This is a genomic window from Natrialba hulunbeirensis JCM 10989, assembly GCF_000337575.1.
GTDB classification, from domain to species: domain Archaea; phylum Halobacteriota; class Halobacteria; order Halobacteriales; family Natrialbaceae; genus Natrialba; species Natrialba hulunbeirensis.
The window spans coordinates 38,038-52,034 of record NZ_AOIM01000020.1 but is presented as its reverse complement, the minus strand read 5'-3'; the positions used below and the strand labels follow the sequence as shown (position 1 = coordinate 52,034).

At 60.1% G+C, this 13,997-nt stretch carries 13 protein-coding genes; 10 read left to right on the top strand and 3 right to left on the bottom strand.

Annotation, left to right across the window (positions count from 1 at the left end):
* Positions 1-227: 227 nt before the first annotated feature.
* The 6 genes from C483_RS07935 to C483_RS07910 all read left to right on the top strand — a co-directional run bounded on the left by C483_RS07935 (position 228) and on the right by C483_RS07910 (position 6,506).
* A complete protein-coding gene (locus tag C483_RS07935) occupies positions 228-1,421 on the top strand; it encodes an MBL fold metallo-hydrolase (RefSeq protein WP_006652836.1) in 1,194 nt (397 codons plus the stop codon).
* Between the two features lie 20 nt (positions 1,422-1,441).
* Positions 1,442-2,005 carry a YeeE/YedE family protein gene (locus C483_RS07930; RefSeq protein ID WP_006652835.1) on the top strand — a complete coding sequence of 188 codons (564 nt, stop codon included), beginning with the start codon at positions 1,442-1,444 and terminating at the stop codon, positions 2,003-2,005.
* A 1-nt stretch (position 2,006) separates the two neighbouring features.
* Positions 2,007-2,468 (top strand): YeeE/YedE family protein, encoded by a 462-nt coding sequence (locus tag C483_RS07925; RefSeq protein ID WP_006652834.1) that lies wholly within the window; start codon positions 2,007-2,009, stop codon positions 2,466-2,468.
* Positions 2,469-2,577: 109 nt separating this feature from the next.
* Entirely contained in the window at positions 2,578-4,308 is a 1,731-nt protein-coding gene (locus tag C483_RS07920; protein ID WP_006652833.1) for a methyl-accepting chemotaxis protein, read from the top strand.
* Between the two features lie 303 nt (positions 4,309-4,611).
* Positions 4,612-5,379: an iron-sulfur cluster repair di-iron protein gene (gene ric / locus C483_RS07915; RefSeq protein ID WP_006652832.1), complete on the top strand. Its 768-nt coding sequence runs from the start codon at positions 4,612-4,614 to the stop codon at positions 5,377-5,379.
* A 329-nt stretch (positions 5,380-5,708) separates the two neighbouring features.
* A complete protein-coding gene (locus C483_RS07910; RefSeq protein WP_006652831.1) occupies positions 5,709-6,506 on the top strand; it encodes a pirin family protein in 798 nt (265 codons plus the stop codon).
* 18 nt (positions 6,507-6,524) lie between these two features.
* On the opposite strand, the gene C483_RS07905 is transcribed toward C483_RS07910, so the two are convergent.
* Positions 6,525-7,673 carry a cobalamin-independent methionine synthase II family protein gene (locus C483_RS07905; RefSeq protein WP_006652830.1) on the bottom strand — a complete coding sequence of 383 codons (1,149 nt, stop codon included), beginning with the start codon at positions 7,671-7,673 and terminating at the stop codon, positions 6,525-6,527.
* Positions 7,674-7,868: 195 nt separating this feature from the next.
* Here C483_RS07905 and C483_RS07900 point away from each other — a divergent pair, with 195 nt between their 5' ends.
* Positions 7,869-9,158: an MFS transporter gene (locus tag C483_RS07900; protein ID WP_006652829.1), complete on the top strand. Its 1,290-nt coding sequence runs from the start codon at positions 7,869-7,871 to the stop codon at positions 9,156-9,158.
* A 188-nt stretch (positions 9,159-9,346) separates the two neighbouring features.
* Complete coding sequence (locus C483_RS21330) at positions 9,347-9,502, top strand: DUF7129 domain-containing putative zinc-binding protein (protein WP_006652828.1); 156 nt, start codon at positions 9,347-9,349, stop codon at positions 9,500-9,502.
* Positions 9,503-9,664: 162 nt separating this feature from the next.
* Here the strand turns inward: C483_RS21330 and C483_RS07895 are convergent, their stop codons facing one another.
* Both C483_RS07895 and C483_RS07890 read right to left on the bottom strand, forming a co-directional pair.
* Positions 9,665-10,909 carry a S8 family peptidase gene (locus C483_RS07895; RefSeq protein WP_006652827.1) on the bottom strand — a complete coding sequence of 415 codons (1,245 nt, stop codon included), beginning with the start codon at positions 10,907-10,909 and terminating at the stop codon, positions 9,665-9,667.
* A 67-nt stretch (positions 10,910-10,976) separates the two neighbouring features.
* Entirely contained in the window at positions 10,977-11,774 is a 798-nt protein-coding gene (locus C483_RS07890; RefSeq protein ID WP_006652826.1) for a ZIP family metal transporter, read from the bottom strand.
* A 370-nt stretch (positions 11,775-12,144) separates the two neighbouring features.
* Between C483_RS07890 and C483_RS07885 the strand changes: the two genes are divergently transcribed.
* Both C483_RS07885 and C483_RS07880 read left to right on the top strand, forming a co-directional pair.
* A complete protein-coding gene (locus C483_RS07885; protein WP_006652825.1) occupies positions 12,145-12,546 on the top strand; it encodes a helix-turn-helix domain-containing protein in 402 nt (133 codons plus the stop codon).
* A gap of 279 nt (positions 12,547-12,825) precedes the next feature.
* Complete coding sequence (locus C483_RS07880; protein WP_006652824.1) at positions 12,826-13,950, top strand: MBL fold metallo-hydrolase; 1,125 nt, start codon at positions 12,826-12,828, stop codon at positions 13,948-13,950.
* Positions 13,951-13,997: the final 47 nt, after the last annotated feature.

Sequence of the window (13,997 nt, the reverse complement as noted above, 5' to 3'; positions counted from 1 at the left end):
TGTATTGGAGCTATCCCACAATATTATGGGAGTGTATAAAAGGATGTCGATTATTGTACTACTGGCGAACACCTATCGGTATCCACAGATATCCTTCACCGGTTTTGAGACCTATACACGTGCATAAGCAGGTTGTACATGAGTATCGGGACCCACTGTATTGTATGATTTTGGGAATACCATACGAAGTCTTAAGTGGGAACGACCGGTACTGGGACGTGTACACCATGGATGAGATGGACTTTCCGACGCCGGATGTCGAGGTCGAATCAGTACTGCCGACCGAGTTGAAAGCGCGTATCGACGCGAAGGAGAACGTCACGCTCCTCGATGCTCGAATGGAGTCAGACTACAACGAGTGGAAGATCGATGGCGAGAACGTCGAGTCGATCAACGTCCCGTACTTCAACTTCCTTGACGAGGAGATCGACGACGAGATTCTTGCACAGATTCCGGACGACCAAGCAGTCACGGTCCTCTGTGCGAAAGGCGGCGCCAGCGAGTTCGTCGCCGGCTCGCTCAAAGAACAGGGTTACGACGTAAACCACCTCGAGGACGGGATGAACGGGTGGGCGAGCATCTACGAGGCCGTCGAGGTCGAACGCTACGATGGGGCGGGAACCCTGCTACAGTATCAGCGGCCATCGTCGGGTTGCCTCGGTTACTTCGTCCACGACGGCGACGAAGCAGCCGTCATCGACCCACTGCGCGCGTTCACTGACCGCTACCTCGCGGACGCCGACGAACTCGGCGTCGACCTGCAATACGCGATTGACACGCACATCCACGCGGACCACATCTCGGGTATTCGAACCCTCGCCGCAGAAGGCGTCGAAGGCAGTATCCCTGCGGCCGCAGTCGACCGCGGCGTCACCTACGCCGACGATGTAACGGTGGCCGACGACGGCGACGAGTTCCAGGTCGGTGACGCTACCATCGAGACCATCTTCACGCCCGGCCACACGTCCGGGATGACGTCGTACCTGATCGACGGTGAACTGCTCGCGACCGGCGACGGGCTATTCGTCGAGAGCGTCGCTCGTCCCGACCTGGAAGAAGGTGATGAGGGCGCTAAAGACGCCGCAAAACAGCTCTACGACTCCCTGCAGGAGCGCGTGCTCTCGCTCCCAGACGACACCCTGATCGGTGGCGCTCACTTCAGCGACTCGGCCGTGCCTGCAGCGGACGGTACCTACACCGCATCGATCGGCGAACTCGAGAAGGACATGGCTGCCCTGACGATGGACAAGGACGAATTCGTCGAGTTGATCCTCTCGGACATGCCACCACGGCCGGCCAACTACGAGCAGATCATCGCGACGAATCTCGGCCAGCAAGCGACCGGCGACGAGGAAGCGTTCGAACTCGAGCTCGGCCCGAACAACTGCGCCGCCAGCCAGGAGTCGCTGGCCGGTGACTAACTCCCATATCCACCAGACGAATGGTTACTGAACTTGAACTCTTCGTACCCGCGCTGTCCGAGTCGCTGTTTCCCGCCGGCATCAGTCGGTACGCCGTCGGTGGACTGCTCGTCGGACTCGGTGCCGTCGTTATCTACCTCGGTACCGGCATTTCAGCCGGCGCAAGTACGTTCCTCGAGTCCACCCTCTCGTACGTCTCGGATCAGTCGCGGTTCCAGCGATACGTCTCCTCACGGGACTGGCGCGTCGTCTTCACGCTCGGGATCATCGGGGGCGCGTTCGTCTACGCGCTCACGTTCCAGTCAGGAGTAGTCTCGAGTGGGCTCTACGAATCGGGGACGACCGGCCAGCTGTACGACCTCGGCGGGTTCTCGCTCTGGCTAACTGACGTTCAGCCGTGGCGGCTGTTCCTTGGCGGGATTCTGGTCGGGATCGGCACCCGGATCGGCAAGGGTTGTACCTCGGGCCACGGCGTCTGTGGCGTCGGGTCGGGTTCGAAAACGTCGATCGTTGGCGTGATCACGTTCCTGATCGTCGCGGTCGGAACTGCGCAGGTCGTGATGGCGCTGGGGGTGAGTCCGTAGAATGGAGCAGAAACGCCATCCGCTGTTCATACCCTTGATCTTCGTCGGTGGCCTGATCTTCGGCTTCGGCCTCGGCTTTAGCCACATGGCTCGTCCCGAAGTCGTCCTGAACTTCTTGCAGTTCGAGGATTTCGGACTGCTGTTCGTCATGGGTGGTGCAGCGGTCGTCACCGCCATTGCGTTCGCGCTGGTGCCACGACTGTTCGACCGTGCGCCGCTAACCGGCGACACGTACGGCCGGCGGCTGAAAGCCTTCGATCGAAACGTCCTGATCGGCGGCGCAATCTTCGGTGTTGGCTGGGGACTGTCGGGTATCTGTCCCGGCGCGGCCTACGCCAGCCTCGGCGTCGGCAACGTCACGATCCTGTGGGCGCTCGCGGGCATGTTCGTTGGCGCCTACATTCAGGGCTACTGGCGCAGCCAGCGTGCTGCCACGAAGTCAGAAGCCACCAGCGCGGGCTGAAACCGATATTCTATCGTGGTCCGTCTGGAGTTTCCCTCCGCGTCAAGCGCTTCCAAGTAGGTGAGAGACCCCTGTTTCGTTTAAGGGAGACTCGTTTGATTGCATAGTCATGGCAACCGCTTCGAGCAGTGGAACCGACACTGCTGATGGTGCAAACTACCTGCACCACTACGAGTCGTTCCTCTGGGGGAGTATGGACTGGCTGGGAATCACAGAGAGTTCCGAACGGAAGATGATCGCAGCAGTTGTGTTGCAGTTTCTCTCGACAATTGCTGTGTTCGCACTCCCTCTCGTGTTCCTCGGGCCCACAACGGCGTTCAACGTCTTTCCAACGGGGCAAATCGTCCTCACCGGAGTCGTCTTCCTGTTGGCGAGTATCGCGTTCGTAAATACGATGCTCATCGCCAGGAAGGATATTATCGACCCAGTGCAGGAGATGCAGACTGTCGCCGACGATATTGCGAGTGGTGATCTTCAGACACAGCCTACCGAACCCGACCAGGCCGATGAAGTGGGCAGCCTCCAGGACTCGATCGTCGAGATGCACGACTACCTGACAACTGTCGCCGACCAGGCTGATGCGCTCGCACGCGAAGACTTCTCTGCGAACGTTCTCACGGCGGACGTCCCCGGCGAGTTCGGCGAGTCGCTCGAACGAATGCGAACCGGACTCGAGGCGCGCATTACCGAACTCGAGGAGCGGCGAGCAGAAATCGAACGACAACGACAGGACGTCGAACGGCGAAACGCCATGCTCGAAGCAGATGCCGAGCGGTGTCAGGCGGTGTTAGAGCAATGTGCCAATGGCGATTTCACACACCGAGTGACGATCGAGAGCGACCACGACGCGATGGTCGAAATCGGTGATGGACTGAACACCATGCTGGACGATGTCGCTGGAACGCTCGAGAACATCCAGGCGATGGCAGACGAGGTGGATCAGGTTGGGACGGAAGTGTCGACGAGCGTCTCCGAAATGGAGCAAGCGAGCACGGAGGTCAGCCAGTCGGCAGACGAAATTTCGGCTGCAACGGACGAGCAGAACGACCGCTTCGAAGCGGTGCTTGCTGAGATGACCGATCTGTCGGCGACGATCGAGGAGATCGCCTCGACGGCAGACGGCGTCGCAGACCTGTCCGAGCAGGCAGCGACGAACGCCCGAACGGGACGCGAAACGGCGAGCGATGCAATCGAGGCACTCGAGCGGATCGAGCACCAGACGAAGACGATTGGCGACCGGATCGAGACCCTCGACGAGGACCTCACGGAGGTCACAGAAATTGTAACCATGATCGACGAAATTGCGGAGGAAACGAACCTCCTCGCAGTCAACGCGTCGATCGAAGCAGCGCGTGCAACTGACGATGGAAAGCGATTCGCCGTCGTCGCTCAGGAAGTAAAGTCGCTGTCAGCCGAGACCGGGACCGCAACCGAGGAAGTCGACGAAATCGTCAGTGACGTACAGGACTCGGCGCAGGACGCCGTCCGTGAGATCCAGACGATGCAACAGGAAGTCGCCGACGGTGCAGAAACGATCGAGGAAAGCCTCGAAATCCTCGAAGAAATCGCCAACAGCGTCCAGGAGGCAAACGACGGCGTACAATCGATCAACAATGCAACGGCCGAACAGTCCCACACCAGCCAACAGGTCGCCGCGATGGTCGAAGACGCAACTGAGCAAAGCGAACGAACACTCAGAGAGACCAGTAGCGTTGCAGCAGCCGCTGAGGAGCAGACGGCGACGATTTCAGCAATTGCCGGGTCCGCCCGCTCGCTCTCCGACACTGCAGCCGAACTGAACGACCAACTCGAGTCGTTCACAGTTGAGCGAAGAAACTGAGCGATCGGTACTGCGAGCGTGAATCAGCTCCTTGGCGAATATGTTCGGGAGAAACGGGACCTGTGCAGCGGAAAACAACTAGGTAGCGGCAGACCGATCGTCTCGAGAACAACGTGGGTGACGACGACGCTGTCCCGGGCGACGGTGTGGTACCCGGATAGGTGCACACCCTATACAACGGCAGCATCCACCACCGCCACGGCCCACGTCACCCCACCATCCGCTACCGGCAGACGTCGCTACCGCCAGAAGTGGAATCGAGCAGACACCCCCACAGTCGATACCGAACCCCACCCCACGCCTATGACAACGACACCAACACACCCAATCGACCCAACCACAGAACTTGGACAACTCGTCGGCAACCACCCCGAGTTTGCGACCGTCTTCGAATCACTCGGCATCGACTACTGCTGCGGTGGCGAGACCTCGCTGCAGCGTGCCTGCGCCCAAAACGACCTCGAACTCGAGACCGTTCTCGAGCAGTTAGACACAACCGAGCGTGCAGCAGACGCTGTCCCGGCCGACGCATCGATCACTGAACTCATCGACGACATCGTCAACACACACCACGACTTCCTGCGCGCCGAACTGCCCTCGCTCGAGCGACTCGTCCGGAAGGTTACTCGAGTCCACGGCGAGTCACAGCCGGAACTCGAGGCAATCGAATCGACGTTCCTCGACCTCAAGGAAGAAGTCACACACCATATTGCCGATGAAGAGGAGAACGCCTTCCCAGTACTGAGGGCACTCGAGACGGCTGGCACAGGCGCGGCTACTGATCCCGATGCAGCCGAAACGGACCTGACGCAGACGGGCATGGAGGACGAACAGATTCGAGACGCAATTGCGCACCTCGAGGCGGAGCACGACACTGCAGCCGAACAACTCGAGCGGTTGCGGTCGCTGAGCGACAACTACGCAGTTCCGGAGGATGCCTGTACGAGCTATCGGAACATACTCGATCGGTTGCAGCTTCTCGAGGCAGATATGCACCAGCACGTCCACAAGGAGAACAACGTCCTGTTTCCGAAAGCTGAGCAGGCGCTCGAAGCAGGCGGTGAGAGCTAGCGCGGGAACCAGGCGATAGTAGCCACTGTAAGTTACTGCACACCTGATCGCACGTTCGCGGTTCTCGCTCACTTCGTTCGCTCACGGGTCACGTTGTTCCCCGTTCGCTTTTCCGCGGTTCTCGCTCACTTCGTTCGCTCACGGGTCACGCTGTTCCCCGTTCGCTTTTCCGCGGTTCTCGCTCACTTCGTTCGCTCCGAACCGCGCACCCTCCGAACCGCGCTCGCTCCGAACCGCGCTGCTCTCGGGCGATCAATGTATGAATAGGTGCAGTTGTTACTAGAATACTCGCCGTCAGGTGTATACCTCGCTCGTTCGAAGGGAGCGTAGTGACTCTCGACGCAACGGAACTCTACAAGGCACCGCGAACGACAGTCTCGCAGGACCAGGGAGCGTTTCGCACGCACTTTAACTTCCCCGGGCGAAATCACCCGTCCCACGAGGATCACGGCTACGGCCCGCTCGCAACGGTCGTCGAGTCGTACATGGACCCCGACACACTGATTCCGATGCACCAGCACCGCAACGAAGAGATCATCTCCTGGGTACCAGACGGTGTAATGCGCCACGACGACCAGGAGGGTAACGAACTCGTCACCGATTCGAACCACCTGATGGTGATGGGGGCTGGGCGGTCGTTCTGGCACGAGGAGCGAACGCTCGCGGACGATCCGCCGCTTCGAATGCTCCAAATTTTCGTGCGCCCGCACAGTCTCGAGTTACCGGCGACGATTCAACACGAGCCGATTCCCGAACCAGTAGCCAACGAGTGGCGACATCTCTTCGAACCGGCTGACGGTGATGGGGCTGCTGCTACCGACGAGGCGGGAACCAACGGGACGGGCACTGACGCACCACTCAGCGTCCGCAACGATGTCCACTTTTACGACGGCCGGCTGGACGACGGCGCAAGCGTGGAACTCCCCGAGCGGCCTGGCTGGGATACCTACTTCTACGTCTTCGATGGCGCTGTCACCGTCGCAGACACGACGTTCGAGACGGCCGATAGCGGGCTTCTCGTCGGCGAAAGCGACACGACAGTTACCGCACAGGAGGAATCGCTGCTCGTCGTGTTCGTGATCAATCCCGATGCCCCGATCACGCGGCAGGGAACGATCGGACGCTGAGAGGGTCTGTAGATTCAGTCAGTAGATGCGCTCGGTCGCGATCTCGGCACCCTCGACGAGCGCCTCGAGTTTCGCCCACGCGATTTCGGGGTCGACCATTCCGATACCCGCCTGTGTTCCGAACCCGCAGTCCGGTGCGGCGATCAACGACGTGGAGTCGTCGACCGCGTCGGCAACGCGCTCGAGTCGGTCCGCAATCGTCTCGGGATGGTCGATGATGTTCGTCTTCACGTCGACGACGCCAGGGATGAGATCCCAGCCGTCCGGAAGCGGTTGCTCAGCGAACGCGCGGTACTCGTGCTGGTGGCGCGGGTTCGCCTGTTCGACGCTCAGACCGGAAATATCGGCTTCGTAGATCACCGGCAGCAGGTCGACCAGATCCGTATCGAGGTGGTGTGGCCCCTCGTAGCTCCCCCAGCAGGTATGCAGCCGAACCTGCTCGGCGGGGACGTTCTCGAGTGCCTCGTTGAGCGCCTCGACGTGGAGTCGCGTGACGTCTTTGACTTCGTCGATCGGTGCGTCCGCGAAGGCAGCCGTGTGGCCGGCGGTGAGGAATTCGGGTGCGTCGATCTGAATGGTTAGGCCGTTCTCCGCGAAAATCTCGTACTCCTCGGCCATCGCATCCGCGATGTCGAAGAGGTATGCGTCGTAGTCGTCGTAGTGATCGTTGACGTGCGTTGCCGCGACGATACTCGGCGAGGCCGACGTGATGAACGAGTCGTCGACCGAGACGCCGGCGGCATCGATCGTTTCCAGAAACTCGTCGCGCTCGGCGGTTGCTTCCTCCTGGCCAGTGTACGCAACCTCGTCCGTGACGACTGGATGCATCGAGAGGTCGATAACATCGGTTTTGAACGTCTCCTCGGCGTACTCCGGGAACTCCTGTAAGTCTGCCCAGAGTTCCTGTTCGCGCGTGCCGTCGATGCCGCTCAGTCGGTCCGCAACGTACCAGTTGAACGAGACGCGCGACTGCTCACCGTTGTTGACGATGTCGAGACCGGTGTCTGCCTGCCGCTCGACGACTGCCGTCGTTGCCTCTGCAACCGTTTCAGCCCACTCGTCTTCGTCGACGTCCTCGCCGTCCTGTCGTGCCGTGAGAAGCTCCAGTAGTTCCGGTGGGCGCGGAAGACTCCCAATATGCGTCGTACGGATTCGATCAGCTGTCATTGTGTACTTACCAGAGTAATAGTTCAGGAGTGCATTATAACTCACGGTACTCACAAAGCGGAGACAGTCACGACCGAGGAACCGAGCAACCGAAAATCCGCAGCCGAGCAACCAACCGCACGAAAGCGGTAAGATGGGGAGTGAAACCAGCAACTATGAACATACAGACCGGTCACTCGGTACGGACTGCGCGTAATGAAGGTTCTACCACTACTGCGACAGGAAGTATCTGGACTCTGGGGCGGCGGCAAAGGGATCGCACTCGTCGCGGTCGCCGTTGGCTGGGGGCTGTTGAACGGGACACGGATGATCTACCCCGTCATTATCCCATATCTCGAGGACGCATACGGCCTGAGCCTCGCAGTCTCCGGACTGTTGGTGACGGTGCTGTGGTTCTTCGCAGCGATCGGACAACTGCCAGGCGGCATGCTCGCCGACCGATACAGCGAAGGAAAGCTCATGGCAGTCGGCACAGCCGTCGTCGCACTCGCACTCGGGGTTATCGTCTCTTCGTCCTCAGCACTCGCCCTGTTTCTCGCGACAGCACTCTGGGGACTCGGACACTCGCTGTACCCGATTGCGAGAATAACGTTCCTCTCGAATCTCTATCCGGGACGGCTCGGAAGCGCACTCGGCGCCACCATGGCGACGGGCGATATCGGGCAAACAGTCCTCCCGCCGATTGCAACGGTGCTCGCCGCAGCCATCGCCTGGCAGGCAGGGCTCGGGTTCGTTGCCCCGCTGCTCCTTCTTGCCGGCCTCGCCGTCCTCGCCACCTCGGTCTCGACAACGACGCGCTCGAGGCGACCAGAACAGGACACAGCCGAGGCCGCCAGCCGTTCCAATTCCGACGCTGACTCTGAGGGCGACTCGAGTAGTCAGTCGCTCAGCGATCTGCTCGATGTCGTCGCGGAGCTTCGACGGCCGGCGATGGGGCTCATGACGGGAATCCTGTTCCTCTATATGTTCATTTGGCAGTCGTTCACCGCGTTCTATCCGACCTACCTGACGAGGACGAAGGACCTGTCGCCAACGATAGCGAGCGTGTTGTTTGGCTTTTTCTTCGCCGTTGGCGTCCTCGTCAAGCCCGCGGCTGGGGCGGCGTACGACCGGATTGGGATGCGAATCGCGCTGATCAGCATTCTAACGCCAGCCGTGGCTGGCTTTCTCCTGTTGCCGTTCGTCGACAGCGTCTGGCTGCTCGTCGGGATTACGGCGTTGATCAGCACGATGCTCGGAACCGGGGCGGTTACCCAGTCCTATCTCGCAGACTCGTTCTCCAAAGAGATGCAAGGCTCCGGACTCGGCGTCGTCCGGACGGTCTCTGCGTCACTCGCCGCCGCAGGACCCGTTATCTTCGGCGTGATCGGCGATTACGGCTACTTCGATCACGGATACATCGCACTGGCCGTGATCATGGCAGTCGTGATCGTACTCACGTTCTGGATGCCCAGCGAAACGGCTACTGAGACAGCACAGCAGTGACAGGACGGTTATCCGAACCGTCCCGCTGAACTGAGTGTCAGATTCCCCGTCCCATTAGACGGATGATATTTGCGGTGTTCGAGCAGAATACTGGAACAAGATCGCCTCTCTACGGACATTTCAGTTTCACTCCGGTTGGAGAGGATATATACCACTCACGCTGGTAGAGGGAGCTATCACCCGCTCGCATGCTCTCTACATATTTCGACCATCTGGTCGCTGCCGTTCGAGAAGACAACACAATCTACGAGTGTCGACACTGCGGCGTCTCCATCGATGACGACGACGTGACAACGTGCCCAGCGTGCGGATCAACGGAAGTCGCACAGTACGAACTCGAGTAAGTGCCGCGCTCGGTTGAACAGGATGGCGGTCCAAGATCATTCTGAGGGTCTCACAGTGACCGGATCGGGAGCCAGGTCGCGAGGTAGTCAATAGGTGGTGGCCAGGAAGCAGTAGTCCACAAAGAACGAAGACGATGCCCACAACCCCTGCTCCAGCGCGGTCTACAGGTTGCTGACGGTGTTCAGGGCGTTGATTCGACCAGCGCCAAACTCGGGGCTGCTGCGTCCTGGGACGAGTTCGGCACCGTGTGCGATCGCATTCTCAACCTGATTCGTGTGCACGTCGGGGTCGAGGTCGCGCACGAGTCCAACGAGTCCCGCAACCTGCGGGGCGGCCATCGACGTGCCGGCCTTCCAGCCGTAGGTCCCGTCTGGCTCGGTCGAGAAGACCAGATCATCGGGGATGACAGTTTCTTCTTCCGTTCCCCGGCCACCACCGGGTGCACCAACCTCGATCTCGCTCGTCCCGTAGTTCGAGTAGAACGAGAGGTTGTCCGCCGGACCGCTCGCCGAAATCGTCATCACACCCTGGACGGTTCCCGGCAGGTAGAACAGCCCACCCCGCTGGAGGTCGGTCTCGGCGTTGCCAGCAGAGACCGTCGACACCGTTCCACGACGGGCGACATCTTGCATCACCGTCTGGACGGCAACTCGAGTACCGTCGCTGTTGGCCTCGGGTGGGAACGGACCCGCACCGAGGCTGTAGTTTGCGACATCCGCGCCGATCTCGGCGGTGTAGTCGGCTGCAGCGAGAATATCTGCGAACGTACTGCTGTCTTCGCCGAGGACACGAACGGAGACGAGTTCGGCGTCAGGTGCGGTTCCGGTGACGCCCTCAGCACCGGTTGCAGCCGCGGTGCCGGCGACGTGCGTGCCGTGGTCGCCGGTGTCACCGATGTGGTCGTCTTTGTGGCCGCCGTCGACGAACGAGACACTCAACTCCTCGTTGAAGTTTCCTTCCAGATCTGGATGCGTGCCGTCGACACCGGTGTCGGCGATGACGATTCGCGTTCCTGCACCGGTCGCGTAGTCGTGAGCCGCAAAGGTGTCCGTAATCTCCTTGTCCCACTGATTCTCGGTAAAGTCAGCATCGGCAGTCGTCTGTGGCTCTGCCTCCGAAATCGGAGCGTCGTGTTCGACTTCAAAATTTTCCGTGACCCCATTGACACCCGAAACGGAGCCCAGGTCGTCCCCAGCGCCGTCATCGGCCGAGACGATGAAGACGGATCCGTTCGCGAGTTCGCGCGTGATCGTCGCGCCCGCGTTCTCGAGGCGCGAGCGGCTTCCCCCGGTGACGACGTACGTCGACGACGACTGTGCGCTTCCAGTCCCGATCATCCCGAGCGTCAGGCCCGTTGCTGTGATTCCCCGTAGTACCCGCCGGCGTGTCTGTCGTTGGTATGCCATACCACCTCATCCGTAAGCAATCGTGTATTATAATATCCGATGGTTGTCGCAGAAATTGAGAACTGCATCAGATCGCTGCGAGTGGCACCATAAGCAAGAGACCGAGTATGGCTCCAGCGGCGAGTTCTGGCTTCCCGCCGCGTGGCAGTCGCTCGCCGATCGAGAGCGCCTCCGGAACGAATTCGGTGAGAACCAGATAGATCATCGCACCCGCAGCAAACCCGAACCCGATCACAAGAACCCCCCGTGCCGTCTGAACGAACGCGAACGCGATGACCGCGCCGACTGGCTGTGGGAGACTCGAGAAGACCGCCCACCAGACGAGTTTCCAGTTGGCGACGCCCATCGACCGCAGCGGGATAGAGATCGCCGTTCCTTCGGGGATGTTGTGAATCGAAATCGCGACCGTCATGAAGACAGCCAGCAACGGCACCGAAAAGCCGAGAATCGAAAGCCCACCCTCGAGTCCGAGGTCGGCAAACGCGACACCGACTGCGACACCCTCTGGAAAGCTGTGCACCGTCAACACCCCCAAAATTAGCACGAGTTTGGTGAAATCAGCCTGCTCATACTCGCGCGGATCGATCTCGGTGTCGAGCAGCACGTCCCGCGCAATAATGACCAGGATCACGCCCGCCCCCATACCGAGGGTGATCTCGAGTACCGTTCCTTCGGCGAGTCCCTCATCGAGAAGCCCAAAGACGGACGCCGAGATCATGATCCCCGAAGAAAACCCCCACAGAAGAACGGTTCGCCGGTCGCTGATCTCGTCGAAGAAGAAAAACGGGAGCGCGCCGAGTCCGGTAGCGAGCGCCGTCACGAGTCCGGCGAGAAAGACGAGTGTGAGCTGGTCGGCCGAAACCATCTGGAAACAACCTATCGAGGGAGACCACCAAAGTACCAGTGCCGGCGTAGTGTGTGGTCGTCGTGTCACGATCAGGTGCTGATAGCTCCAAAACCTATAGTAGCCACTGCAAGTCAATGCACACCTGATCGCACGACGGCAGCGCGGTTCGGAGCGAGTGGAACGAGTGAGAACCGCGGAAGTGCGATCAGTGTGTAAATAGTTGCAGTTGTTACTATAGCGGCACGTAACACCAGCCGAAGTCGACGGTCAGTTAGGAGTCTGCTCGGCTCTGCCACCGGGACAACACGGCCGAGCGGCCCTGAGAATCGAGATTGTACAATACTCACACAACCCTTATACGCGTACGAACCATACACAGCGTATCACCATGTCCAACTCGCTCTCTGAACAACTCCAGCAGGATATGCAGTGTGAAGGGCTGTTAGAGTGTATTCACGGCCTGAAACAACTGGACAAGGACTGCTTTCGTGCGATGGTCGAAAGCGAAGAACCCCTGACGATCGACGAAGTCGCAGAGCGCGTCGACCGCGAGCGCTCGACTGCCTACCGTTCGATTCAGCGTCTGCTGCAGAGTGGCTTCATCCAGAAAGAACAGATCAACTACGATCAGGGCGGCTACTACCACGTCTACTACCCGACCGATCCGAACCAGATCGCAAACGACATGCAACGAATGCTCAACGACTGGTACGCCAAGATGGGCCAACTGATCCAGGAGTTCGAAGACAAGTACGAAGAAACGAGCGGCGACGTTCCGGCACAGGGCTGAGTTGGAACAGCGCGACGCTGAGCTGAAATCGCTACAGAGACGCACGACACGAACGGCAGGCACGCCCGTTCCAGGCAGTCGTTCAGAGATGTGGCAATGAGGCGAACGTCTACTCGACTCCTCCTCTCGAGACTCTCGATGCAGAGCCCGTCCGCCGTCGTCGGTTGTCCGGATAGCTGTGATCTCTATTGTGTATCGATCCGTGAGAGTGGCTCGACGGAACAGGTGGGTCACCTGACCAGTATACTTATTAGTAGTCGTGAAGTCGTATTGGGTTGAATGAGCAATACTACTATCGACCCGTCTGCCGTCGCTCGGCGCCTCTACACCGAGAACACCGAGGACGTGTTCGTCCTCGATGTCAGAAACGAAGCAGCGTACGACGAGTGGCACATCGAAGGGAGCACTCTCATCCCGATCTACGACGAGCTACTCGAGTACGATTACTCGACACTCGAGTCGCACGTAGACGAGTTACCCGAAGACACGGAGATCGCGGTCATGTGTGTCGCGGGGATAACGTCGTCTCGGGCGGCGGAGTTCCTGCGGACCCATGGCTTCGACGCGAAGTCGGTCGCAGACGGGATGAACGGCTGGGGTCGTGTCCATCGCCAGTACGAGGTCGAGGGCGTCGACGGCGTCGTTCAGATCGTCCGCCCGGGAACGGGTTGTGTCTCGTATCTCGTCCACGACGGCGACGAGGCAGTCGTCATCGACCCGAGCCAGTATATCGACGAGTATCTGAGTGCGGCCGACGAGCGGGGACTGGAGATCGTCGGGATTGCGGACACGCACGCCCACGCGGACCACGTCTCCGGTGCTCGACGGCTCGCCGGCGAACTCGACGTGCCGTACTACCTCCACGAGGAGGATTCCGGGTCGCTCAACGGAAGTACGGCACTCGTAGATGGAGAGTCAATCGCCGTCGGTGAACGCGACCTGAACGTGATTGACACGCCGGGGCACACGCCTGGCAGCGTATCCTTCGCGTTCGGTGACGCGCTTCTCAGCGGTGACACGCTGTTCCTCCGTAGCGTCGGGCGGCCGGATCTCGAGGACGGTGCCGAGGAGGCTGTCCGGACGGCCGCGAGCCAGTTGTTCGACAGTCTCGAGGAGCTGACGGAGCTCGACGACGAGCGGGTCGTCCTTCCCGGCCACTTCAGTTCGGAGTCGATCCGTCCGCTCGCGACCGACCTCGGCGACCTGCGAGCGGAGACGACGAACGAACTGCTGAGCTACGTCGCGGAGGGCAACGAGGAAGCGTTCGTCGAGACCATCGTCGACAGTCTCGCGGACGAGCCGGCGAACTACAACGAGATCAAGCAGATCAACTGGGGCGAGCAACAGCCAGGAGACGACGTTGAGGAGCTCGAACTCGGCCCCAACAACTGCGCTGCGAACTGATAGCGGCTGTACTCGAGTCCCTGTGAGTTTGATTTGGCTGGGCGGTG

What these genes read in the sequence shown, in the direction of transcription:
- C483_RS07885 (WP_006652825.1), top strand. Translation starts at nt 12,145, where the DNA reads ATGTCCAACTCGCTCTCTGAACAACTCCAGCAGGATATGCAGTGTGAA.
- C483_RS07930 (WP_006652835.1), top strand. Translation starts at nt 1,442, where the DNA reads ATGGTTACTGAACTTGAACTCTTCGTACCCGCGCTGTCCGAGTCGCTG.
- C483_RS07900 (WP_006652829.1), top strand. Translation starts at nt 7,869, where the DNA reads ATGAAGGTTCTACCACTACTGCGACAGGAAGTATCTGGACTCTGGGGC.
- C483_RS21330 (WP_006652828.1), top strand. Translation starts at nt 9,347, where the DNA reads ATGCTCTCTACATATTTCGACCATCTGGTCGCTGCCGTTCGAGAAGAC.
- ric (WP_006652832.1), top strand. Translation starts at nt 4,612, where the DNA reads ATGACAACGACACCAACACACCCAATCGACCCAACCACAGAACTTGGA.
- C483_RS07935 (WP_006652836.1), top strand. Translation starts at nt 228, where the DNA reads ATGGATGAGATGGACTTTCCGACGCCGGATGTCGAGGTCGAATCAGTA.
- C483_RS07895 (WP_006652827.1), bottom strand. Translation starts at nt 10,909, where the DNA reads ATGGCATACCAACGACAGACACGCCGGCGGGTACTACGGGGAATCACA.
- C483_RS07880 (WP_006652824.1), top strand. Translation starts at nt 12,826, where the DNA reads ATGAGCAATACTACTATCGACCCGTCTGCCGTCGCTCGGCGCCTCTAC.
- C483_RS07905 (WP_006652830.1), bottom strand. Translation starts at nt 7,673, where the DNA reads ATGACAGCTGATCGAATCCGTACGACGCATATTGGGAGTCTTCCGCGC.
- C483_RS07925 (WP_006652834.1), top strand. Translation starts at nt 2,007, where the DNA reads ATGGAGCAGAAACGCCATCCGCTGTTCATACCCTTGATCTTCGTCGGT.
- C483_RS07890 (WP_006652826.1), bottom strand. Translation starts at nt 11,774, where the DNA reads ATGGTTTCGGCCGACCAGCTCACACTCGTCTTTCTCGCCGGACTCGTG.
- C483_RS07920 (WP_006652833.1), top strand. Translation starts at nt 2,578, where the DNA reads ATGGCAACCGCTTCGAGCAGTGGAACCGACACTGCTGATGGTGCAAAC.